The organism is Leifsonia virtsii, assembly GCF_030433675.1.
Taxonomy (GTDB): domain Bacteria; phylum Actinomycetota; class Actinomycetes; order Actinomycetales; family Microbacteriaceae; genus Leifsonia; species Leifsonia virtsii.
The window spans coordinates 32,967-54,272 of the sequence record NZ_JAROCB010000001.1; the positions used below are offsets into that span (position 1 = coordinate 32,967).

Genomic DNA, 21,306 nt, shown 5'->3' on the forward strand with positions numbered 1-21,306 from the left:
TTCTGCTCCTGCTTCAATGAAAGGCATGAGCGAACCCGCCGACCGCATCCCCGACCTCCGCGCCGACCTGATCGCCGCGGGCCTAGCCGTCGACCGCCTGACCGGGCTGTGGGGGCAGGAGGCGGCGGAGGCGCTGCACCGCGGGCAGCGGGTCCCGGCCGAGCGGGCGCTCGCGCGGCGGGAGCCGTCGGCGCTCGCGACGCTGGCCCGGCTGTTCGTGCTCGGGCGCCCGGTCGCACGCGCCGAGGCCGAGTCGGCGCTCCCGCGGCTCGGGGTCGCCGGGGCGCAGACGCTCGGCCTGGTCGCGGCCGGCGACGGGGACACCGTCACCGCCGCGGTCGACCTCCGCCCGTACAGCTTCGTGGACGCGGCGGGCCCGGCCGACTGGTGGATCGTCTCCGACCTGGGCGAGCTCGCCCTCGGCCACGCGCTGCCGGAGGACCACGTGCTCGGCGTCGGCGGCGCCTCCCTGACCCTGAGCGGACTGATGCTGCAGCGCACGGTCGACAGTGCGCTCGACCTCGGCACGGGATGCGGCATCCAGGCCATGCACGCGGCGCGCCACGCCCGGCGCGTGGTGGCGACCGACATCTCCGAGCGCGCCCTGCGGCTCGCCGCCCTCAACCTGGCGCTCAACGAGATCGACGGGGTCGAGCTGCGCCTCGGGAGCATGTTCGAGCCGGTCGCGGGGGAGAGGTTCGACCACATCGTCTCCAACCCGCCGTTCGTGATCACCCCGCGTGCCGAGGGCGTGCCGGCGTACGAGTACCGGGACGGCGGGATGGTCGGCGACGGGCTGGTCGCGTCGTTCGTCCGCGGCTGCGCGGAGCACCTCACCGAGGGCGGGGTCGCGCAGCTGCTCGGCAACTGGGAGTACCGCGGTGCCGGCGACGGCCTGGAGCGCGTGCGGGAGTGGGTGGACGCGTCCCCCGAGCCGCTGGACGCGTGGGTGATCGAGCGCGACGTCGAGGACGACATCCGCTACGCCGAGACGTGGATCCGGGACGGCGGCACGGGGCCCGGCACGGCCGACTTCGAGCGGCTGCTCGGTGCGTGGCTCGACGACTTCGCCGAGCGGGACGTGCGCGCCGTCGGCTTCGGCTACCTGCTGCTGCGCCGCACGGCCGGCGTGCCGACCCTGCGGCGGTTCGAGCGGCTGCACGGCTCGCTCGGCGCCAACGAGGCGGGCCTCGGCGTGCACCTCGGGGAGGCGCTCGCCGCCCACGACCTGCAGGCCGCCCTCGACGACGACGAGCTGGCGCGGCTGCGGCCCGTGGTGGCAGGCGACGTGACCGAGGAGCGGCACCTGTGGCCGGGGGCGGACGCGCCGACCGCGATCCTGCTGCGGCAGGGCGGCGGCTTCGGCCGGGTCGTCTCCGCCGACACCGGGCTCGCGGCCCTCGTCGGAGCGTGCGACGGCGAGCTGGCGGTGGGCGCGATCGTCGCCGCGCTCGCGCAGCTGCTCGAGGTCGACGAGCCCGCCCTCCGCGCGGACCTCCTCCCCGCCACCCGCACCCTCCTCACCGACGGCTTCCTGCGCGCCTGACCCCCCGCCCGGATCCCCCCACCGTCGAGTACACGAAGACTGCACGCTCCCACGGCGTGTCGCGTGCAGTATTCGTGGACTCGACGGTGGGGGTCAGCGGGTGGGGGTCAGCGGGTGGGGGAGACGTGGCGGGCGGGGCGACGGAGGAGCGCGGGTGCGCGGCGGGTGTAGTGCTGGTGCCGCGCTGCGGCCTCGCGGCGCAGGGTGACGGCGCCGGCGGCGGCACCGATCACGCAGCAGAGTCCGGCGAGCGCCAGCGCGCCGCCCAGCACCGGGTCGGCGCCGGCCGGGGTCGCCGCGAGACGCGTGACCCGCAGCGCCAGCCAGATCCCGGTCAGGCCGATCCCGAGCGCGAGGAGGGTGACCGTCCCCGCCCACGCGGACGCCGTCCCGCCGCCGCCGATCCGCCTGCGCCGCATCCCCATGTCGCCACCCCGCCCGTGTCGTCGCAGGGCAAGGGTGCTCCCGGCGGCGCCGGAGGCGAAAGACAGTTCAGGTGGACCTATCCACCGGGACCAGCGCGACCGCGCCGAGCCGGCCGTCCACGATCTCGGCGGTCAGGTAGGTGCACACGGGCTGGCGGCGGCGGTCGGTCGGCGACCCCGGGTTCAGCAGGCGCAGCCCGCCGGGCGCGACGGTGTCCCACGGGATGTGCGAGTGGCCGAAGACGAGCACGTCCGTCTCCGGGAAGGCCTGCTCGCAGCGCGCCTCCCGCCCCGCCGCCGGACCCGTCTCGTGGACCACGGCGACGCGCACCCCGTCGAGCTCCACCCGGGCGACCTCCGGCAGGCGGCGACGCAGCTCGGTCCCGTCGTTGTTGCCCCACACGCCGACCAGGCGGCGCGAGCGGGACTCCAGCAGGTCGAGCGTCGCGGCGTCCACCCAGTCGCCCGCGTGGATGACGACATCCGCCGCCTCCACCGCCGCGAGCAGCTGCGCGGGCAGGGCGCGTGCCCGCTTCGGGACGTGCGTGTCGGACATCAGCAGCAGCTTCACGAGCCACCACAGTACGCAAAGGGCCGGGAGGGGGCTACGGTCGCACTCATGCAGCTACGGAACCTCGGAAACAGCGGGACGATCGTGTCGGAGTTCGCCCTCGGCACCATGACCTTCGGCGCGGAGGCGGACGAGGCGACCTCGCACGCCATCCTGGAGCGCTACCTCGACGCGGGCGGCAACCTCGTCGACACCGCCGACGTGTACTCGTCCGGAGCGTCGGAGTCGATCATCGGGCGCTGGCTCTCGCGCCACCCCGGCCGCCGCGACGGCATCGTCGTCGCCACGAAGGGCCGCTTCCCGATGGGCGCGGGCCCGAACGACCTGGGCCTGTCCCGCACCCATCTGCGGACGGCTCTCGACGCGTCCCTCCGCCGGCTCGGAGTGGACCACATCGACCTGTACCAGCTCCACGCGTGGGATGCGCTGACGCCGCTCGAGGAGACCCTGCGGTTCCTCGACGACGCGGTCCGGGCGGGCAAGATCTCGTACTACGGCTTCTCCAACTACCTCGGCTGGCAGCTGACGAAGGCCGTGCAGCTGGCGCGCGCGAACGGCTGGGCGGCGCCGGTGACGCTGCAGCCGCAGTACAGCCTCATCGTGCGCGGCATCGAGCACGAGATCGTGCCGGCGGCGCTGGACGCCGGTGTCGGCCTGCTGCCCTGGTCGCCGCTCGCGGGCGGCTGGCTGAGCGGCAAGTACCATCGCGACGAGCCGCCGACCGGCGCGACGCGCCTCGGCGAGAACCCGACCCGCGGCATGGAGGCGTGGGAGGCGCGCAACGCCGACCCGCGCACGTGGGAGATCATCGACGCGGTGGATGCGGTGGCGCGCGAGTCCGGAGCGTCGCCCTCGCAGGTCTCGCTCGCGTGGCTGTCGGGCCGGCCGGCGGTCACCTCCGTCATCCTGGGCGCGCGGACGGTCGAGCAGCTGGGGGACAACCTCGGCGCCGCGGACCTGTCCCTCTCCGACGACCAGCGCTCCCGCCTCGATCGGGCGAGCACGCCCCGCGCCGACATCTACCCGTACGGCGAGCAGGCCATCCAGCAGCGGCACCGCAAGCGCGAGGGCGGTCGCTGACCGGGCCCGCGATTCGTCACGAATGCGCGCGATTCTTCACGAATCGCGCGCATTCGTGACGAACGGCGGGGTCAGGGGAGGGCGTCGAGCTCGGCGAGGAGGTCGCGCGCGGCGGCGACGAGGTGATCCTGCGGGGCACGGAGGCCGACCACGACGTCGGTCGTGCCCGGACCGTCCGCGTGCATGCGCAGCAGGGCGATGCGCAGCTCGACCGTCCCGCCCGGGATGCGGTGACCGCTCAACGAGAGGGCGTTCGCCTCGAAGGTGAGCGACGTCCACTCGTCGGCCGCGGCGGTCGTGTCCTCCGCGATCCCGGCCAGCCACGCCGCCAGATCGCGCGCCTCCGCATGGGTGAGGCACGCCTCGGTCAGCGACCAGTGCCGTTCGCCGTCGTCCACGAGCGCCTCGACGACGACCCGCTCGCCGTCGTCCTCGTCCGCGGCCGGCCGCAGCTCGACGCTGCGGTCGCCGCCCTCGTCCTGCAGTCTCACGGCGCGCTCGGAACCACCGTGAGGACGCGCTCGATGTACTCGAAGAAGGAGTTCATGTAGCCGCGGAGGAACTCCTCGGTGCCGGGGTCGGTGACCGTGCCGTCCTCCTCGATCAGGCCCGGCCGCATCCAGATGTAGGCCTCCGGCGCGTTCATCTGCGGCGCCTGCAGGAAGCTCAGGATGCTGCGCAGGTGCTGCTGCCCGACGGCCGTGCCGATCTGGCCGGGGGAGCCTCCGATGACCGCCGTGGCCTTGCGCGCGATCACGTTCTCGCCGTACGGCCGACTCGCCCAGTCGATCGCGTTCTTGAGCGCGCCGGGAATCGACCGGTTGTACTCGGGCGTGATGAACAGCAGGGCGTCCTGGGCCGCGATCGTCGCCTTGAACTCGCGCGCGGATGCCGGGTAGTCGCCGTCGAGGTCGCGGTTGTAGAGGGGGAGGTCGCCGATGCGGATCTCGGTGAACACCAGGTCGGAGGGCGCGAGCCGGAGCAGCGCCTTCGAGAGGGTGCGGTTGACGGACTGGGTGGAGAGGCTCCCCACGAAGTAGCCGACTTTGTACGGGGGCTGGAGCTCGTTGATCGTCGCCATGAGGCCATGCTGCCCCCGGCGCGCGGCCGAGTGAACCCCTTACCGGACGGACGCGGCGCAGGAATAGGGCATTCGCCCGATGCTGCCGGGGTGCCTTAGCGAGAAGGGTGGAGTGCAGGAAGAAACGGACGAGGGGAACGAGAAGATGCTGATCGACGAGTTCGTGGACCTGCGGGTGCGGGCGGGGGAGACGGATCGGCTGGAGCGCGAGCGGGAGCACGCGCGCCGGGCCGGGGAGCGGGAGAACTGGCTGCGGTCGCTGACCGGGCGCAGCCGGGCGCACGAGCGTCGCGGAGCGGCGGGTGCGACGCATGTCTCGGTCGCTCCGGCGGCGAGTCTCGCCGAGACGGCGGAGGGCGACGCGATCGCCGCCGCTCGGCCGGAGCGCGAGCTCGCGCACGCCGCTCGGTGAGCGGCGCCCGGCCGGCGCTGTCTGCTCTCCGCGAAGCCGCCACGGACGAGGCCCCGGATGTCGGTGGTCGGTGGCACGATGAAGCCATGCGAGCACCGGCGTCGAGCACAACGCTGGTCGGGCGGGAGTCCGACCTGGCGGCGCTGCGCGACGAGTTCGCGACGGCGTCGCGGGGCGAGCTGCGGGCCGTCGTGATCGGCGGCGAGGCGGGCATCGGCAAGTCCCGCCTGCTCGACGAGTTCCTGGGCGAGCAGGAGCAGTCGGCGACCGTTCTGCTCGGCCGCTGCGTCGATCTCGGCGACGACGGGGCGCCGTACGCGCCGTTCGCGGCGGTGCTACGCCGGCTCATCCAGACCGTCGGTCTGGAGCGGGTGCTGGAGGCCGCGGGCCCGGGTGCGGGCGTGCTGTCGGCCCTCCTGCCCGAGCTGGCGGACGATTCCGCCGTGCCGCCGCGCACGGGCGCCGAGCGGCTCTACGAGCTGGTCACGGTGCTGCTGGAGCGCGTCTCGGCGGAGCGTCCCGTCATACTGGCGATCGAAGACCTGCACTGGGCCGACCGCTCCACGCTAGAGTTGCTGCGCTTCATCGTGCGCATGGCCGAGAGCGGCCGGCTGCTCGTGCTGCTCACGTACCGCAGCGACGAGGTGCCGCGCGGTCACGTGCTGCGCTCGTGGCTGCCGGAGTTGGAGCGCACACGGCGCGTGACCCGCTGGGAGCTGGCGAGGCTCGGCGACGAGCAGGTCGCCGAGCTGGTCGAGGAGCTGCTCGGCCGCGTGCCCGACGACGGCTCGCTGGAGCGGGTCACCGAGTTGAGCGAGGGCGTCCCGTTCTTCGTGGAGGAGCTGGTCGGCATCGACGGCTTGCGGTCGGGCGACGACCTGCCGGAGACGCTGCGCGAGCTCGTCCTCGCCCGATACGAACGGCTGAGCGAGCCGGCGCAGCGGCTGCTGCGGGTGCTCGCGGCCGGGGGCGTGTGCGTCACCCACGAGCTGCTCGCCGCGGTGTTCGACGGGACGCCGGACGAGCTCGACGCCGCCGCCCGCGAGGCCGTGACCGCCAACCTGCTGGCGGCCGACTCCACGGAGTATCTGTTCCGGCACGCGCTCGTGCGCGAGGCCATCCACGCCGACCTGCTGCCGGGGGAGCGCACCCGCTACCACGCGCGCTATGCCGAGGCACTCGAGGTCAGCCCGCAGCGCTCGGCCGTGCAGCTGTCGGCGCACTGGCTGGCGGCGCACGACGTGCGGCGCGCGTTCCTGGCGTCGCTGGAGGCGATGGAGGAGGCCAAGCGCTCCTACGCCTATGCGACGGTCGCTGCCATGGGCGACCGCGTGCTCGAACTGTGGGACGGCGTGCCCGACGCCGAGGTGCTGAGCGGCAGCGACCGCGTGGCGGTGCTCGCCCAGACGGCGTCCGCGCTGCGCAACGCGGGCAACAACGAGCGCGCCCTCGCACTGGTCGAGGCCGCCCTCGCCGAGGCCGACGAGCTGCCGCCGTCGCGCCGGGCGCGGCTGCTGCGCGACAAAGGCCAGTACCTCGGCAACCTCAACCGGCCGGGCAGCGCACAGCTCCTGGAGCAGGCGCTCGCCACCGTCCCGCCCGGCGCACTGCCGTCCGGCGACCCGCTGCGTCCGCACCTGATGACCGAGCTCGCCGCCCAGCGGATGCTCGCCGGTCACTTCGACGCCGCCATCGAGACCGCACGCGGCGCGATCGCCGAGGCGCAGGAGTCGCCCGCCCGGATGCGCTCGATCGCGCACAACATCCTCGCCGCATCGCTCGTCGAGTCGGGCCGGATCGACGAGGGCTTCGCCGAGTTCGAGATCGCGGGCACCCTCGCCGCCGGAGACGCCGGTGCGACCCTCCGCTACCTGGTGAACGCGTCCGACGCCCTGAACTCGGTGGGCCGCTACGCCGAGGCCGTCCGCATGGCCGAAGAGGGCGTCGCGCGGGCACGCGAGCGCGGCGTGGAGCGCACGTCCGGCATCTGGCTCGCGGCCAACACCGCCGAGCCGCTCATCGCGCTCGGCCGGTACGAGCAGGCCGCGGCCATGCTCCGCGTCGCCCTCGGCTTCGACGACCGCACGGGCGTGACCGCGCAGCTGCAGCGCGTGCGCCTGTGGGTCTGGCACGGCGAGCCGAAACGCGCCGACGACCTTCTGCGGCGCCTCCGGTCCCCGCTCCGTGCTCTCGCCGAGCTGGAGCAGCAGACCCGGCTCGCCCTCGCACGCGCCTCCGGAGAGGTCGCGATCGCGCTCGGCGACTACGACCGGGCGTGGCTCGAGACCCGCGGCATCGGCGCGCCGCCCTTCTGCTCGCTGCCCGGGTACGACCTCCCGGTGCTGGCGGTCGCCTCGCGTGCGCTGGCGGAACTCGCCGGCGCGGCGGATCCGGTCCGCTCGGTCGGCGTACTGGCCGGCGGCGGTGCCGGGAGCGGACCGGAGAGCGGACCGGAGAGCGGCAGGCCGGCCGCGGCCGAGGCCGCCCTCACCGCGGCCGTCCTGGCCGAGGCGCGTCGGCTGGAGTCCGTGCTCGAGCCGCTACGCACATGGCCGACCGCGGCCGCGTGGGCACCACTGATCGAGGCCGAACTCACCACGTCACGCGCGGCCGTCTCACCGACCGCCGACCGCACCGAGCGGTACGCCGGCGCGGCGGCGGCCTGGGAGCAGGCGGCCTCCGCAGCCGAGCATCCGCTCGCCCCCGCACAACTGCTCCCGTACGCCCTGCTGCGCGCCGCGCGGGTCGCCCAGCTGTCGGGCGACCGCTCCCGCGCCGACCGGCTCGTGACGCAGGGCCGGGAGCTCGCGGAGGCCGGCGGCGTGGCGATGCTCGTCAGGGCGGCCGACGCGATCGGCGCCCAGCCGCCGGCCCGCGCTGCCGCGGCCGCGAGCGCCCAGGGGCAGCCGCTGACCGAGCGCGAGGAGCAGGTGCTCGCCCTCATCGAGCAGGGCCTGAGCAACAAGCAGATCGGCGAGCGGCTCTACATCAGCGCCAAGACGGCGAGCGTCCACGTGTCGAGCATCCTGCGGAAGACCGGCGCGTCGAGCCGCACGGAGGCCGTGTACCTGGCATCGCGCCCTGTGACCTAGCGGGCGGGCGCTCAGCTCTCGACGGCCACCGCGCACCGGATGCACAGCTCGGCGGTCGGACGCGCGCGGAGCCGGTCGACCCCGATCGGCTCGCCGCAGCGGACGCACACGCCGTAGGTGCCGATCCGCAGCCGGTCGAGCGCCGCATCCACCGCGACGATGTCGTGCGCGGCGTCCGAGCGCAACGCCTGCAGCCGGCTCCACTCCGACGACAGGGTCGGGCCCTCCGGGTCGTGCTCGTCGTCCGCGGTCGACTCCGACCGTGACGAGAGCAGCACCCCCAGCGACTCGGCCATCCGCTGCGCCTCGGCGATGTCCGTCTCGCGGCGCTCCCGCAGCAACGCGGCGAGCTCCTCCCGCTCCGCGTCGTCGAGGACGTCCTCGTCCGCCGACCGCACCCGGTCATTCATTCGCACCTCCTGCACCAGAGCACCCCTTCCGTTCCCCCGAACGTCTCTCTGACCGGGTCAGCGTACGCCTGCCGCGCCGCATCCGCCCATTCGACGCGCGTAGGCTCGGCGGGTGCCCTCCTTCCGCGTGATCGTCGCCGTCGGCCGCCTTCGACCCGCCGTGGACCCGCGCGATGTCGAACCGGGGGCGGCCGCGGCGGCGCGCGAACTGGCCGTCGTCGAGGCGACGAGCGTGGATGTGGTGTCCGGCGAGGCGCGCATCACGGTCCGGTTCACCGAGGACAACGCCCGCACGGCGCTCCGCGTCGCCGAGCACACCGTGGCCCGGCTCCGGACGCTCGCCGAGGTCGGTCCGTGGCGGCTCACCGAGCGCGTCGGCGGCCGCTGGTACCGGCGAGCCTGAACGCGCTGAGAGCCTGACCGGCGTCAGGCTGCGGCGGGCAGCGACTGCTCGATCAGCGCGACGATCGCCGGGTCGTCCGGCTCGGTCTGCGGGCGGAAGCGGTGCACCGCGCCGTCCGGCGTCACGACGAACTTCTCGAAGTTCCACTTGACGCGGCCGGCCTTGCCCTCCGCGTCCTGCGCCTTCGTGAGCTCCTGGTAGAGCGGGTGGGCGTTGCGCCCGTTCACCCGTACCTTCTCGGCCATCGGGAACGTCACGCCCCACGTGGTCGAGCAGTACTCCTTGATGGCGTCGGTCGAGCTCAGCTCCTGCAGGAACTGGTTGCTCGGGAACCCGACGACGGTGAAGCCACGGTCGCCGTAGGTCTCCTGCAGCTTCTCGAGCTTCTCGTACTGGGGCGCGAGCCCGCAGCGCGACGCGACGTTGACGACGAGGATGACCTTGCCCGCGAACGCGTTCAGCGAGGTCTCGTCGCCGTCGATGGTGTGGAAGGGGATGTCCATCACGGTCATGTCTGCACCCTAGTGCCGCCGCCTTCGAACCGGCTCGGAGAATGCGTGGGCCGCTCGATCCGCCCCGCTCAGGCGGCGGACGCGAGCGGCGCGGCCGGGTCGGCCGTCCACTCGCCGAGGGAGCCGTCGTAGAGCAGCACGTCGTCGCGGCCGAGCAGGGCGAGCGCGAGGGCGTCGGCGGCCGCCGCGATCCCGGCGCCGCAGTACACGACCACCGGGCCGGGCGCCGCCAGCACGTCGGCGAGCACCTCGCGCAGCTCCGGGACGGGGAGGAACGCGTTCGTCTCCCGGTCGAGCAGCCGCGCCACCGGGGCGCTCGTGCTGCCCGGGATGTGGCGTGCGGCGAAGTCGCGCGCCGACGTCCCGCACACGAGAGCGCCGGGCCGCGTGCCGTCGACGATCGCCGCGACCTCCTCGGTGCCGACCCAGAACCCGGGCCGCTCGGTCGCGGGCAGGGGAGTCGTGGCGCTCGCGAGCTGGGCCGCGGGCACGTCTCCGGCCTCCACCGGACGGCCCTCCGCCGTCCACTTCGGCAGGCCGCCGTCGAGCAGCGCGACACGGTCGTGCCCGAAAGCGCGGAAGAGGTACCACAGCCGCGAGGCCCACTGGCCGAGCGCGGTGTCGTACACGACGACGGTCGTCTCGGGGCCGACGCCGACCGCCGCCGCGGCGCGCGCGAAGGCGTCGGAGCCCGGTCGCGTGAACGCGAACGGCGCCTCCGCGTCGCTGAACGCGTCGACCAGATCGGCGAACGCGGAGCCCGGGATGCGGCTCTCGGCGAACGCCGGCCGCCCGCTGACGTACACGGCGCGCCCGTCGGCATCCCGCGACGCGACGGCGGTGGCGTCGAGCACGACGAGCCCCTCGGCGCCGAGGTGGTCGGCGAGCCACTGGGTCGAGACCAGAGGGCCGTCGAGCGCGGAGGCCAGCGCGGTCGTGGCGGCGGGCTGGACGGGGAGCGAGGTAGTTTCTGTCACCCGATCACGCTAGCCAGGACCACCGACGCCCGAAATGCACTGCGCAACGTGCCGTAATGCACGCGTTAGCGCGTCAGCACTCGATGACGTTGACGGCCAGCCCGCCCTCGCTCGTCTCCTTGTACTTGGTGGACATGTCCAGCCCGGTCTGGCGCATCGTCTCGATCACCGTGTCCAGCGACACCAGGTGCGAGCCGTCGCCGTGCAGGGCCAGCCGGGCCGCCGAGACCGCCGTCGACGAGGCGATGGCGTTCCGTTCGATGCAGGGGATCTGCACCAGCCCGCCGACCGGGTCGCAGGTGAGGCCGAGGTGGTGCTCCATCGCGATCTCTGCCGCGTTCTCGACCTGCTTCGGCGTGCCGCCGAGCACCGCGCACAGCGCGCCCGCGGCCATGGCGCAGGCGGAGCCGACCTCGGCCTGGCAGCCGCCCTCCGCGCCCGAGATGGAGGCGTTCGCCTTGAACAGCGAGCCGATGGCGGTCGCGGTGAGCAGGTACTGCCGGATGCCCTCCAGTGAGGCGCCCGGCACGAACCGCAGGTAGTAGTGGGCGACGGCGGGGACGATCCCGGCCGCGCCGTTGGTCGGCGCCGTGACGACGCGGCCTCCCGAGGCGTTCTCCTCGTTGACCGCGAGCGCGAACGCGTGCAGCCACTCCAGGGCCGTTGCACGGCCCGGGTCGTCCTGCACCGCCTCCAGGTGCTCCCGCATCCTGGCCGCGCGGCGCCAGACGCCCAAGCCGCCGGGCAGCGTCCCCTCGCCGGAGAGCCCGCGGGCGACGCACTCGGCCATCGCCTCCCAGATCAGGTCGAGCCGTTCGCGCGTGGCCTCCTCGCCGTGCAGCGCCACCTCGTTGCGGCGCGCGACCTCGCAGATCGGGATGCCGTCCCGCTCGCAGATCGCCAGCAGCTCGGCGGCGCTGGCGAAGGGGAGCGGGTGCGCGTGCCGGGCGGCGAGCGCCGCCTCCTCGCCGTCGCGGCGGATGAAGCCGCCGCCGATCGAGTAGTACGTCTCCTCCAGCAGCGGCAACGGCGACCGGCCGCCCGCGGCGTCGCGTCCCCAGGCCCGCAGGGTCAGCGCGTTCGGGTGGCCGGGCAGGCGGGTGCGCGGCTCGAACGCGATGTCGTCCCGGTCGATCGGGATGCGGCGCCGGCCCGCGAGCAGCAGCGTCGCGCCGGGCTCGAGCGCCGACCAGGCGCCGCGCACGTCCTCCGGGCGGCAGGTCTCCGGCTGGAGGCCGCGGAGCCCGGCGATCACCGCGTCGGGCGTCCCGTGGCCGATGCCGGTGGAGCCGAGGGATCCGTACAGCGTGCAGGTGACCTCGTCGACGCGGTCGAGGATCCCGTCGTCGTCGAGCCGGGAGGCGAAGGCGGCCGCCGCCCGGAGGGGGCCGACGGTGTGCGAGCTCGAGGGGCCGATGCCGATCGAGAACAGGTCGAAGGCCGAGACGTACGCTGTCACTTCTCCAGTGTATGTCGGCCTGAGCGCGTGAATCCCGCGTCCGGGCGCGCATCCGCGCAGCGATCGTGCGCAGAGCCGGGATGAAGCGGGGCACGACGAAGCGGCCGCCGCGTCCCTCCGCAGGACGCGACGGCCGCCGTCTGTGCGACCGGATCCGCCGGTCAGGCCTTGCGCATGTACGCCCGGACCGTGAGCGGGGCGAACACCGCGACGATCACCGCGGCGCCGGCCAGTGCGATCCACCCGTCGGCACCGAAGGAACCGTTGTTGGCGAGGTCGCGGACGGCCGTGACCAGATGCGAGACCGGGTTGATGTTCACGAACCACTCCAGCCAGCTCGGCAGCGTGCTCGGCGACACGAAGGCGTTCGAGAAGAACGTCAGCGGGAACAGGATCAGGAACGAGATGCCCTGCACCGACCCGGCCGTGCGGGCGATCACGCCGAAGAAGGCGAAGATCCAGCTGATCGCCCAGGCGCAGACGACGACGAGGAGGCCGCCCAGGGCCGCGAAGCCGAACCCGGCGCCCGGGCGGTAGCCCATGGCGAAACCGACGATGAAGGTGATCGTCGTGGCGATCGCGTACCGCAGGGTGTCTGCGAGCAGCGCGCCCGAGAGCGGGGCGATGCGCGCGATCGGAAGCGACTTGAAGCGGTCGAACACGCCCTTGTCCATGTCCTCGCGCAGCTGGACGCCGGTCACCACCGAGGCGGTGATGACGGTCTGCACCAGGATGCCGGGGATGAGCTGGGGCAGGTACGCGTCGACGCTTCCGGCGATCGCGCCGCCGAACAGCCAGGCGAACATGACGGTGAAGATGATCGGCTGCAGCGTCACGTCGAACAGCTGCTCGGGGGTGCGCCGCACCTTCAGGATGCCGCGTCGGGCCATCGTCAGGGTGTTCGCCAGCGTCTGGCGCAGGCTGACGTGGTTCTTCAACTGCCGCTCCGAGGGCGGCGTGATGGTGGCGATGGCGCTCATGCGTTCACCTTCTCTTCCTCTGCGGACGCCTCGTCCGCCTTCTCGTCCTCGACGCCGTGGCCGGTGAGGGTCAGGAACACCTCGTCCAGCGTCGGCTTCTGCACGGACATCTCCGACAGGTGGATGCCCGCCTCGCGGAACGTCACGAACAGGTCGGTGACCGTGTCGGCGTTGCGCATGGGGGCCGTGATGCGGGAGCCCTCGGGCGACACCACCGCATCCACACCGAGCACGGTCTGGATGGCGCGGCGGGCGTCCTCGATGTCGGCCGGGTCGGTGAGGCGCAGCTGCAGCGACGACTCGCCGACCGACGCCTTCAGCTCGTCCGCCGTGCCCTCGGCGACCACCCGGCCGCGGTCGATGACGGCGATGCGGTCGGCGAGCTGGTCCGCTTCGTCCAGGTACTGCGTGGTCAGCAGCACGGTGGAGCCGGTGGAGACCAGGCGGCGGATGGTGTCCCACATCTGCGAGCGGGTGCGCGGGTCGAGGCCGGTGGTCGGCTCGTCGAGGAAGATCAGCGGCGGCTGCGCGATCAGGCTGGCGGCGAGGTCGAGGCGACGGCGCATGCCGCCGGAGAACTTCTTCAGCGGACGCTTCGCGGCCTCGCTCAGCCCGAACTCCTCGAGCAGCTCGGTGGTCTTGGCGCGCGCCTCGCGGCCGGAGAGGCCGAGCAGGCGGGAGAAGATCATCAGGTTCTCGCTGGCCGACAGGGTCTCGTCGACGGAGGCGAACTGGGCGGTGACGCCGATGAGCTGGCGGACGACCTGCTGCTCGCGGCGGATGTCGTGGCCGAAGATGAAGGCCTCGCCGGCGTCCGGCTTCAGCAGGGTGGCGAGCATGGAGATGGTGGTGGTCTTGCCGGCGCCGTTGGGGCCGAGGACGCCGTAGACGGCGCCGGCGCGCACGGTCAGGTCGACTCCGTCGACCGCCCGGTTGTCGCCGAAGACCTTGACCAGCCCGTGGGCCTCGACGGCCCACTCCGAGCTGCGAGTCATGGTGTGTCCTTTCCTTGTGGATCGGTGATGTCCCGATCCTGCGCGCCCCCGCTTACGCGGCGCTTACGCACCGCTTACACACGCCTCGCGGCCGTGTAAGCGGAGCGTCAGGACGCGCGGCGGGCGGAGGCGAGGAGGGCCCGGGGGTCGACGCCGGCGAGGGCGACGGCCCGCGGGACGGTGCCCAGCTCCAGACCGAGCAGGGCGGCGAGCAGCTGGAACTGGTCCATCCGCTGCCGGTGGTGGGCTCCGGCGATGCGGTGCGCCCGGGTGAGCGCCTCTCTCGCCGACGCGCCCCAGCGCGGGCGGGTGAGGCTGGGTGCGGCGAGCAGGCGCTCGGCGGGCAGCGGGCTGACCCCTGCGACGCGCAGGCTGGCCGCGCGTTCGGCATCCAGGGCCGCCGCAAGCCCGTCGTGGTCGAACCCCACGGAGGCGAGCGCCTCCCGGACGGGTACGCTGCCGTCGCGCGAGAGGGCGAGCAGCAGGTGCTCGGCCTCGACGGCCGGGGAGTGGCGCTCCTGCGCCTCGACGATGGAGCGGATGACGATCGGTCGCAGCGTGCGCGACAGCGGCTGCCCCGGCAGGTTGCTGACGGATCCGGGCGGGATGTCAGACATTGCGCCTCCTCAGTTCGATGCCTGCGGCGGCGACCCGGCGCAGGTGCTTCTTGTGGACCGCCTGGCGGGTCACGCCGAGTGCGTCGGCGATCTGCGTCCAGCTCCACCCGTCGCGGAGCGCGCGTTCGACCTCGGCGTCTTCGAGCCGGTCGGCGAGTTCGCGCAGGGCGACCACGGCGGCCAGGCCGTCGGCGACGCCGCCGACGGGATCGGGATAGGGTGCGGCGTTCATGTAAGCAACCATAGTTGCTTATCCGGATTTGTCAACTAAAGTTGCTAAACGATGGGACGCGACATGCCGTTATGCGCGCGCCGAAACGGCGTGTTGCGCCCCATGGATGCGGCGGCGGTCAGGCGCGGACGGAGGAGAGGAGCGCGAGGCCGCGCGTGATGGCCTCCTCCGGGCCGAGGCCGGCGACCGGCGCGAGCGCGGCGTCCAGCCGGTCGCGGCCCCACGCTGCGACCAGGCGCTCGGCGACGGCGTCGCGGTGCAGGCTCGCGACGTCCTGGCGGGAGTTCGCCCGGCCGGCCAGGGCGAACAGGGACAGGCCCGTCTTCAGCCACGCGTCGTCGCCGTGCACCTCCACGGTGTGCGGGTCGAGCATCCACACCGCGTAGCCGAGCAGACCGGAGCCGATCACGGGGCGGTCCAGGTACGGCGGGCTGAGCCGCGCGCTCACCAGGATGCGCGTGCGCAGCGATGCGGCGGCGACGTCGGTCTCCGCCCGGTCGAGCAGGCCGTCCACCGTGGCGTGCGCGCGCAGCCGCGCCGTGAGCGCGGCCGCGCTGAGCATGATGAGCCACGGGTTCAGGGAGCCGGCGCGCCCGCTCGGCGGGTCGCCGAACGCGTCGAGGGCCTGGCCGTAGAGCCGCACCGCCTCGGGCACATCGCCCTCCGCCAGCGCGATCTCCGCCATCCCGGCGAAGCCGATCGCGTAGTAGTCGGCGTAGTCGAAGCCGCTCCTGTCCACCTCCACGGCCAGGTACCGCTCCAGCAGCTGCCTGCCGCGGGCGGTGTCGCCGCTGGAGATGGCGTTGATGGCGATCAGCCAGTCCAGCTGGTGCATGTCGCCGTCCGCCTGCAGCTGGGCCATGTGGTCGTACGCGCGCTGCGCCCACGCCAGGGCCTCGGCGGGATGCGCGAGCTGGCTGTGCGACTGCGCGAGCGACTGCGCCGCCGAGGCCAACGACCACGTGTCTCCCGCCCGCTCCGCGTTCTCCCAAGCCCGCATGCCGGCGGCGAGGGCCCGGTCGAGCTCGGCCCCGTTCTCGTACAGCTGCGCCCGAAGGAGATTGCCCAGCGCCGCGCGCTCCGGGTCGTTCGACGAGGCGTACTGCTCGAGCAGTTCGAGCCCCTCCTCCGTGCGCCCGGCATGCAGCACCAGGTCGGCCAGGCCGTCCAGCCGCGGATCGGAGAGCGGGCCGCTGCCGCGCAGCCGCCGCAACCGCGAGATCGCGCGGGCGGAGGTGCGCAGGTCGATGAAGAGGAAGGTGCCGCCGATGACCGTGAAGCAGGCGGCGACGGCGTCGCGGGCCGTCGGCGGCGGATCCCAGCGGAGGAGCGCCGCGAGCACCGCGGACCCGAAGCTGATCACCTCGGAGTGCGCGCTGCGCAGCGACCAGTAGTACGACAGCGCGGCGAAGACGACGGCGGTCGTCTCGTGGCGCTCGCCGTCGAGGGCCGCCCGCAGCACGGTGACGAGGTTGTCCTGCTCGGCGGTGATGCGCTGGAAGGTGGGGAGCTGCTCCGGGCCGTGCATGCCGGCCAGCGCGGTCCGGCAGAAGGCGACGGCCCAGGCGTCCATGCCGGCGGAGACCTCGTCCTCCTCGCCGGCCGCGATCAGCTCCCTGTCGCCGAACTCGCGGACGGTCTCCAGCATCCGGTAGCGCAGCAGGCCGGTCGTCCGGTCCTCGGTCACCGTCACGAGCGACTGCGCGACCAGCGCGTCCAGGTCGTCGATCACGGTCGAGGCGCCCGGGCCCGCGACGGCCTCCGCCGCCTCGGTGCTGAAGCCGTCCGGGAAGCGCGACAGCCGACGCAGCAGCGTCTGCTCCGACGAGTGGAGCAGGTTCCAGCTCCACTCGATCACGGCGAGCAGCGTGCGGTGCCGCTCCGGGGCGGTGCGCTCGCCGCCGGTCAGCAGCGCGAATCGGTTGCCCAGCCGCCGCTCGATCTCGTCGACCGACAGCGACCGGGTGCGCGCCGCCGCCAGCTCGATGGCGAGCGGGAGTCCGTCGAGCCGGTCGCAGAGGCGCGCGACGACCCCGAGCGGGAGCACGACGCCGGGACGTGCGGCACGGGCGCGCTCCAGGAAGAGGGCGACGGCGGGCCCGTACTCGCCCGGGACGTCCGCTCCGCCGTGGCCGTCGGTGCTCTTCAGCGAGTCGAGCGGGTAGACCCGTTCGGCGCCGATCGCGAGCGGTGCCCGGCTGGTCGCCAGCACCCGGACGCTCGTCGTGGCGTCCAGGATGTCCTGCACGTAGGCGGCCACCGCATCCACGATGTGCTCGCAGTTGTCGACGACGAGAAGGGTCTCGCGCTCGGCCAGGACGCCGAGGATGCGCGAACGCAGGTCGAGCTGGGCTCCAGGATCGGTGGGCCGCGCGGCCCGCGCCTCCCGGATGCCGAGGGTGGAGGCGAAGGCGAGCTCCACATCCTCCCCGGTGCGGACGCTGGCCAGCTCGACCACGATGACGGCGGGTGTGTGGACGGCGCGATTGCCGACCTCCTGCGCCAGGCGCGTCTTGCCGAGGCCGCCAGGGCCGAGGATCGTCGTCAGCCGCGAGGTCGCGATGAGGTCTTCGACGGCCTGCAGGTCGTACTCACGGCCGACCAGGGCGTTCGGCGCGGCGCGGAGGCCGATCCGGATGCGGTGGGGCGCGGTCGGCCGCCGCTGATCGTCGTCGGAGAGCAGCTCGGCGTTGAGGGCGACCAGTTCGGGGCCGGGACGCGTGCCCAGCCGGTCGAGCAACGCCTCCTTCAGCTCCGCGAAGGCCAGCAGCGCGTCGCTGCGGCGGCCGGCGCCGGCGAGGGCGCGCAGTTGCACCAGCCGCAGGGCCTCATCGAGCGGGCGGCGCGCGAGCAGAGGCTGCAGGTCGTCGAGGGCGCCGGTGTGGTCTCCGGTGGCGAGGCGCGCGCGGGCGCGCAGCAGCAGGAGGTCGTCGTGCAGGGCGTCCGCCGTCTGCCGCAGTTCGTCGGCGAGCGGGCTGCCGCCGAGTTCGGCGCCCGGCTCGCCGCGCCAGAGCGCCAGCGCCGCGGTCGCCTGCGCGACGGCGTCCTCCGGATCGCCGTGCTGGAGCGCGGCCTCCGACCGGTCGAGCGCGCGGCGGGCGAGGCCGAGGTCGGTCTCCTCGGGGGAGACGGCGAGCGTGTAGCCGCTCGGGGTGGACTCCAGCAGGCCGTCGGCGCTCACCGTCCGTACGCGCGAGACGAGGGTCTGCAGGGCGGCGCGCTCCTGGCGCGGGGGTGCGTCGTCCCACAGGTCGTCGACGAGGGAGGGGACGCTCGCGGCACCGCGCGCGAGCACCAGCGCGACGATCAGGCTCTTGCCGAGCAGCCCCGACGGCTCGCTCAGCTCGCCGGCCCGGTCCTCCACCAGAACCGGCCCGAGCACGGCGACGCGGGGCGAAGAGGGCACGGGCCCGATCCTACCCATCGTGCCCGCGCGCGTCCCGCCGTCGAGTCCGCAAAGACTGCACGCGACACGCCGTCGGCGCGTGCAGTCTTTGCGGACTCGACGGTGGGGTGGCGGGCACGCGTAGGCTCGCGGCATGGCGTTCGATTGGTCGCAGTTCTACGAGGAGCAGGGCGGACGCGGGGTGCGCCCGACGTTCCAGAGCGCGATGGCCGCGTGGGAGGGGGCGCCCGGCGAGGCGATCGACCTCGGCTGCGGCGACGGGGTCGAGACGCGGCACCTGGCCGAGCACGGCTGGCGGGTGCTCGCGGTGGATGCGGACCCCGGCGTCCAGGAGCGCGTCGCGGCCGGCCTGTCGCCGGAGGCGGCGGAGCGGGTGACGGTGCGGCAGGCGACCTTCGAGACACTGGGGCAGCTGCCGGCGGCGGACCTCGTCTATGCCGGCTTCGCGCTGCCGTTCTGCGACGAGACGCACTTCGCCTATCTCTGGGCCGACATCCGCGAGTCGCTCCGCCCCGGCGGCCTGTTCGCGGGGGAGCTGTTCGGCCCGCACGACGAGTGGGTCGGGCGCCAGGGCATGAGCTTCCACGACCGCGCCCAGGTGGAGGGGATGCTGACCGGCATGGAGGTGCTCCAACTGGTCGAGGACGACCGCCGCGGGATGTCGTTCGAGGGCCCGAAGCACTGGCACGTCTTCCACATCGTCGCCCGCGCCTGACCCGCCCGCGCCTGACCCGCCTCGCGCGGAGTGGGGCCGGCTAGCGCAGGGTCTTGCGGGCGGTGATCTGGCCCGTGTCGAAGCCGAGCAGGTGCAGGCCGCCGTGGAAGCGGGCGTGCTCGATCTTGATGCAGCGGTCCATGACGACCGTGAGGCCCTTCGACTCGCCGTACTCGGCGGCCTCCTGGTTCCAGATGCCGAGCTGCACCCACACCGTGGGGGCGCCGACGGCGAGCACCTCGTCGATGACGGCGGGGATGTCGGAGGGCTTGCGGAACACGTCCACGATGTCCGGCACCTCCGGCAGCGACGCCAGGTCGGGGTACGCCTTCTCGCCGAGAATCGTGTCGGCGTTCGGGTTGACGAAGTACACCCGGTAGTCGCTCGACTGCTGCAGGTACGTGCCGACGAAGTACGACGACCGCGCCGGATTCGGCGAGGCGCCGACGATCGCGACCGACTTCGCGCCGCGGAGGATCTGGAGCCGTTCCTTGGCGTCCGGCCCGACCCAGGTGCGCTGCGACTTCAGCAGCTTCGCCAGCGGCGAGTCGGCCGGGACCGCGCAGCTCAGCCCGTTGGCGAGCTGGACCTCGGTGGTGTCCTCCGTTGTCGCGGTGGTCATGCGGCCTTCGCCTCCTCGACGGCGATCGTGAGCGCCTGATCCAGATCGTAGATGATGTCCTCCACGTCTTCGATGCCGACGCTGATGCGCACGACGCCGGGAAGCACGCCCGCGTCGAGCAGCTGCTGCTCCGTGAGCTGGGCGTGGGTGGTGGACGCGGGATGGATCACCAGCGTCTTTGCGTCGCCGATGTTCGCGAGGTGGCTGGCCAGGTTCACCGACTCGATGAACTTCTGCCCGACCTCCCGGCCGCCCTTCACGACGAAGCTGAACACGCTGCCCGGGCCCTTCGGCAGGTACTTCAGCGCACGTTCGTGGTGCGGGTGCTCGGGCAGGCCGGCCCAGAACACCTTCTCGATGCGCGGGTCGGCGTCGAGCCACTCGGCGACGGCCCGGGCGTTGTCCACGTGCGCCTGGACGCGGTACGGCAGCGTCTCGACGCCCTGAGCGAGCAGGAACGCCGAGTGCGGCGCGAGCACCGGGCCGATGTCGCGCAGCTGCTCCGCGCGCAGCCGGGTGAGGAACGCGTACTCGCCGAAGTTGCCCGACCACTGCAGCCCGCCGTACGACGGCACCGGCTCGCCGAACAGCGGGAACTTCGACGAGTGCCAGTCGAACCGGCCGCTCTCGACCACCACCCCGCCGAGGGTGGTGCCGTGCCCGCCGAGGAACTTGGTGGCCGAGTGGATGACGATGTCGGCGCCCCACTCGATGGGTCGGTTGAGGTACGGGGTGGCGATCGTCGAGTCGATCGCGAGCGGGATTCCGGCGGCGTGCGCGACGTCGGCGAGGCCGGCGATGTCGGCGATCTCGCCGGATGGGTTCGCGATGGTCTCCGCGAACAGGATCTTGGTCTTGTCGGTGATCGCCGCGGCGTAGTCGGCCGGGTCGGAGCTCTGCACGAACGTGGTGTCGACGCCGAACCGGCGGAGGGTCACATCCAGCTGGGTGATGGAGCCGCCGTACAGGTTGGCGGAGGCGACGATGTGGTCGCCCGCGCCCACGAGCGAGGCGAAGGTGATGTACTGCGCGCTCAGGCCGGACGCCGTGGCGACCGCGCCGAGGCCGCCCTCGAGGCTGGCGACGCGCTCCTCGAACGAGGCGACCGTCGGGTTGGCCAGACGCGAGTAGATGTTGCCGTACTTCTGCAGAGCGAACCGGGCCGCGGCGTCTGCGGTGTCGTCGAAGACGAAGGCGCTGGTCTGGTAGATCGGGAGGGCGCGCGCCCCCGTCACCGGATCGGGGATGTTGCCCGCGTGGATCGCACGCGTGCGGAAGCCGTACTCACGATCTGCCATGGGCTCACGCTACCCGAACCGGCCGACACCGCCTCCCGAGGGCCGTAACAGACCGCAACCGGCGCTTGCTACCCTGGAGGCAGGCCCCGATCGGGGCCCCGGACGACGGTTCAGTACCCGGTGAGCGACAAGACTGGCCAAGGAGTCGGACCGTGTCCTGGATCGTCCTCGTTCTCTCCGGTGTGCTCGAAGCCGTCTGGGCGACGGCCCTCGGCAAGTCGGAGGGGTTCACCCGCCTCTGGCCGACGGTGGTCTTCGTCGCAGCCCTGCTCGCGTCGATGGGCGGCCTCGCCTTCGCCATGCGCGGGATCTCGACGGGCACCGCATACGCCGTGTGGGTCGGCATCGGCGCCGCGCTGACGGTGCTGTACGCGATGGTGTTCGGCGGCGACGGCTTCTCGCCGGTGAAGGCGCTGCTGATCGTCGGCCTGGTCGGCTGCGTCGTGGGGCTGAAGCTGGTCGAATGAACCCGG

At 73.3% G+C, this 21,306-nt stretch carries 22 protein-coding genes and 1 riboswitch; of the genes, 7 read left to right on the forward strand and 15 right to left on the reverse strand.

From position 1 onward, the window contains the following. Positions 1 to 25 precede the first annotated feature (25 nt). Positions 26 to 1,546 carry a DUF7059 domain-containing protein gene (locus P5G59_RS00150; RefSeq protein WP_301214839.1) on the forward strand — a complete coding sequence of 507 codons (1,521 nt, stop codon included), beginning with the start codon at positions 26 to 28 and terminating at the stop codon, positions 1,544 to 1,546. A gap of 107 nt (positions 1,547 to 1,653) precedes the next feature. Here P5G59_RS00150 and P5G59_RS00155 read toward each other — a convergent pair whose 3' ends face one another. Both P5G59_RS00155 and P5G59_RS00160 read right to left on the reverse strand, forming a co-directional pair. Further along, the gene (locus tag P5G59_RS00155; RefSeq protein WP_301214840.1) at positions 1,654 to 1,965 is read right to left on the reverse strand and encodes a hypothetical protein; all 312 of its coding nucleotides are present in this window, start codon (positions 1,963 to 1,965) and stop codon (positions 1,654 to 1,656) included. 73 nt (positions 1,966 to 2,038) lie between these two features. Next, positions 2,039 to 2,527, reverse strand: coding sequence for a metallophosphoesterase family protein (locus P5G59_RS00160; RefSeq protein ID WP_435871239.1), 489 nt, complete (start codon positions 2,525 to 2,527; stop codon positions 2,039 to 2,041). Between the two features lie 63 nt (positions 2,528 to 2,590). On the opposite strand from P5G59_RS00160, the gene P5G59_RS00165 reads away from it, so the two are divergent. After that, entirely contained in the window at positions 2,591 to 3,622 is a 1,032-nt protein-coding gene (locus P5G59_RS00165; RefSeq protein WP_301214844.1) for an aldo/keto reductase, read from the forward strand. 71 nt (positions 3,623 to 3,693) lie between these two features. Here P5G59_RS00165 and P5G59_RS00170 read toward each other — a convergent pair whose 3' ends face one another. Continuing rightward, complete coding sequence (locus P5G59_RS00170; RefSeq protein ID WP_301214847.1) at positions 3,694 to 4,113, reverse strand: WapI family immunity protein; 420 nt, start codon at positions 4,111 to 4,113, stop codon at positions 3,694 to 3,696. Continuing rightward, positions 4,110 to 4,703, reverse strand: coding sequence for an NADPH-dependent FMN reductase (locus tag P5G59_RS00175; protein WP_301214849.1), 594 nt, complete (start codon positions 4,701 to 4,703; stop codon positions 4,110 to 4,112). The genes P5G59_RS00170 and P5G59_RS00175 overlap by 4 nt, the downstream gene beginning before the upstream one ends. Before the next feature lie 112 nt (positions 4,704 to 4,815). Between P5G59_RS00175 and P5G59_RS00180 the strand changes: the two genes are divergently transcribed. Both P5G59_RS00180 and P5G59_RS00185 read left to right on the forward strand, forming a co-directional pair. Further along, complete coding sequence (locus P5G59_RS00180; RefSeq protein WP_301214851.1) at positions 4,816 to 5,115, forward strand: hypothetical protein; 300 nt, start codon at positions 4,816 to 4,818, stop codon at positions 5,113 to 5,115. 86 nt (positions 5,116 to 5,201) lie between these two features. Continuing rightward, positions 5,202 to 8,207: a helix-turn-helix transcriptional regulator gene (locus P5G59_RS00185; protein ID WP_301214853.1), complete on the forward strand. Its 3,006-nt coding sequence runs from the start codon at positions 5,202 to 5,204 to the stop codon at positions 8,205 to 8,207. 11 nt (positions 8,208 to 8,218) lie between these two features. On the opposite strand, the gene P5G59_RS00190 is transcribed toward P5G59_RS00185, so the two are convergent. Then, a complete protein-coding gene (locus tag P5G59_RS00190; RefSeq protein ID WP_301214855.1) occupies positions 8,219 to 8,617 on the reverse strand; it encodes a TraR/DksA family transcriptional regulator in 399 nt (132 codons plus the stop codon). A gap of 112 nt (positions 8,618 to 8,729) precedes the next feature. Here P5G59_RS00190 and P5G59_RS00195 point away from each other — a divergent pair, with 112 nt between their 5' ends. Continuing rightward, a complete protein-coding gene (locus P5G59_RS00195) occupies positions 8,730 to 9,020 on the forward strand; it encodes a hypothetical protein (protein ID WP_301214857.1) in 291 nt (96 codons plus the stop codon). A 23-nt stretch (positions 9,021 to 9,043) separates the two neighbouring features. Here the strand turns inward: P5G59_RS00195 and P5G59_RS00200 are convergent, their stop codons facing one another. The 8 genes from P5G59_RS00200 to P5G59_RS00235 all read right to left on the reverse strand — a co-directional run bounded on the left by P5G59_RS00200 (position 9,044) and on the right by P5G59_RS00235 (position 18,198). Continuing rightward, a complete protein-coding gene (locus P5G59_RS00200) occupies positions 9,044 to 9,532 on the reverse strand; it encodes a glutathione peroxidase (protein ID WP_301214859.1) in 489 nt (162 codons plus the stop codon). A 68-nt stretch (positions 9,533 to 9,600) separates the two neighbouring features. Further along, the gene (locus tag P5G59_RS00205) at positions 9,601 to 10,509 is read right to left on the reverse strand and encodes a sulfurtransferase (protein WP_301214861.1); all 909 of its coding nucleotides are present in this window, start codon (positions 10,507 to 10,509) and stop codon (positions 9,601 to 9,603) included. Between the two features lie 73 nt (positions 10,510 to 10,582). Further along, complete coding sequence (locus P5G59_RS00210; RefSeq protein ID WP_301214863.1) at positions 10,583 to 11,968, reverse strand: L-serine ammonia-lyase; 1,386 nt, start codon at positions 11,966 to 11,968, stop codon at positions 10,583 to 10,585. 161 nt (positions 11,969 to 12,129) lie between these two features. Further along, on the reverse strand, positions 12,130 to 12,948 hold the full coding sequence (locus tag P5G59_RS00215; protein WP_301214865.1) for an ABC transporter permease: 819 nt from the start codon (positions 12,946 to 12,948) through the stop codon (positions 12,130 to 12,132). Further along, positions 12,945 to 13,943 (reverse strand): ATP-binding cassette domain-containing protein, encoded by a 999-nt coding sequence (locus tag P5G59_RS00220; RefSeq protein ID WP_301214866.1) that lies wholly within the window; start codon positions 13,941 to 13,943, stop codon positions 12,945 to 12,947. Before P5G59_RS00220 ends, P5G59_RS00215 begins: the two co-directional genes overlap by 4 nt. Before the next feature lie 107 nt (positions 13,944 to 14,050). After that, on the reverse strand, positions 14,051 to 14,560 hold the full coding sequence (locus P5G59_RS00225; RefSeq protein ID WP_301214867.1) for a Clp protease N-terminal domain-containing protein: 510 nt from the start codon (positions 14,558 to 14,560) through the stop codon (positions 14,051 to 14,053). Continuing rightward, positions 14,553 to 14,792, reverse strand: a complete 240-nt coding sequence (locus P5G59_RS00230; RefSeq protein ID WP_175338137.1) for a helix-turn-helix domain-containing protein — start codon at positions 14,790 to 14,792, stop codon at positions 14,553 to 14,555. Before P5G59_RS00230 ends, P5G59_RS00225 begins: the two co-directional genes overlap by 8 nt. 118 nt (positions 14,793 to 14,910) lie before the next feature. Beyond that, complete coding sequence (locus P5G59_RS00235) at positions 14,911 to 18,198, reverse strand: ATP-binding protein (protein WP_301214871.1); 3,288 nt, start codon at positions 18,196 to 18,198, stop codon at positions 14,911 to 14,913. Between the two features lie 133 nt (positions 18,199 to 18,331). Between P5G59_RS00235 and P5G59_RS00240 the strand changes: the two genes are divergently transcribed. Beyond that, positions 18,332 to 18,913 carry a class I SAM-dependent methyltransferase gene (locus tag P5G59_RS00240; RefSeq protein ID WP_301214872.1) on the forward strand — a complete coding sequence of 194 codons (582 nt, stop codon included), beginning with the start codon at positions 18,332 to 18,334 and terminating at the stop codon, positions 18,911 to 18,913. 40 nt (positions 18,914 to 18,953) lie between these two features. On the opposite strand, the gene P5G59_RS00245 is transcribed toward P5G59_RS00240, so the two are convergent. After that, positions 18,954 to 19,535 carry a CoA-binding protein gene (locus P5G59_RS00245; protein ID WP_301214874.1) on the reverse strand — a complete coding sequence of 194 codons (582 nt, stop codon included), beginning with the start codon at positions 19,533 to 19,535 and terminating at the stop codon, positions 18,954 to 18,956. Next, on the reverse strand, positions 19,532 to 20,833 hold the full coding sequence (locus tag P5G59_RS00250) for an O-acetylhomoserine aminocarboxypropyltransferase/cysteine synthase family protein (protein ID WP_301214876.1): 1,302 nt from the start codon (positions 20,831 to 20,833) through the stop codon (positions 19,532 to 19,534). Before P5G59_RS00250 ends, P5G59_RS00245 begins: the two co-directional genes overlap by 4 nt. Before the next feature lie 78 nt (positions 20,834 to 20,911). Beyond that, positions 20,912 to 20,975, forward strand: a riboswitch (guanidine-III (ykkC-III) riboswitch). Between the two features lie 10 nt (positions 20,976 to 20,985). Between P5G59_RS00250 and P5G59_RS00255 the strand changes: the two genes are divergently transcribed. Then, a complete protein-coding gene (locus P5G59_RS00255) occupies positions 20,986 to 21,300 on the forward strand; it encodes a DMT family transporter (protein ID WP_301214878.1) in 315 nt (104 codons plus the stop codon). Positions 21,301 to 21,306: the final 6 nt, after the last annotated feature.

Coding starts and splice junctions, on each gene's coding strand:
- P5G59_RS00175 (WP_301214849.1), bottom strand. CDS start 4,703: ATGGCGACGATCAACGAGCTCCAGCCCCCGTACAAAGTCGGCTACTTC.
- P5G59_RS00160 (WP_435871239.1), bottom strand. CDS start 2,527: ATGTCCGACACGCACGTCCCGAAGCGGGCACGCGCCCTGCCCGCGCAG.
- P5G59_RS00185 (WP_301214853.1), top strand. CDS start 5,202: ATGCGAGCACCGGCGTCGAGCACAACGCTGGTCGGGCGGGAGTCCGAC.
- P5G59_RS00155 (WP_301214840.1), bottom strand. CDS start 1,965: ATGCGGCGCAGGCGGATCGGCGGCGGCGGGACGGCGTCCGCGTGGGCG.
- P5G59_RS00230 (WP_175338137.1), bottom strand. CDS start 14,792: ATGAACGCCGCACCCTATCCCGATCCCGTCGGCGGCGTCGCCGACGGC.
- P5G59_RS00215 (WP_301214865.1), bottom strand. CDS start 12,948: ATGAGCGCCATCGCCACCATCACGCCGCCCTCGGAGCGGCAGTTGAAG.
- P5G59_RS00220 (WP_301214866.1), bottom strand. CDS start 13,943: ATGACTCGCAGCTCGGAGTGGGCCGTCGAGGCCCACGGGCTGGTCAAG.
- P5G59_RS00200 (WP_301214859.1), bottom strand. CDS start 9,532: ATGACCGTGATGGACATCCCCTTCCACACCATCGACGGCGACGAGACC.
- P5G59_RS00165 (WP_301214844.1), top strand. CDS start 2,591: ATGCAGCTACGGAACCTCGGAAACAGCGGGACGATCGTGTCGGAGTTC.
- P5G59_RS00240 (WP_301214872.1), top strand. CDS start 18,332: ATGGCGTTCGATTGGTCGCAGTTCTACGAGGAGCAGGGCGGACGCGGG.
- P5G59_RS00190 (WP_301214855.1), bottom strand. CDS start 8,617: ATGAATGACCGGGTGCGGTCGGCGGACGAGGACGTCCTCGACGACGCG.
- P5G59_RS00225 (WP_301214867.1), bottom strand. CDS start 14,560: ATGTCTGACATCCCGCCCGGATCCGTCAGCAACCTGCCGGGGCAGCCG.
- P5G59_RS00150 (WP_301214839.1), top strand. CDS start 26: ATGAGCGAACCCGCCGACCGCATCCCCGACCTCCGCGCCGACCTGATC.
- P5G59_RS00250 (WP_301214876.1), bottom strand. CDS start 20,833: ATGGCAGATCGTGAGTACGGCTTCCGCACGCGTGCGATCCACGCGGGC.
- P5G59_RS00245 (WP_301214874.1), bottom strand. CDS start 19,535: ATGACCACCGCGACAACGGAGGACACCACCGAGGTCCAGCTCGCCAAC.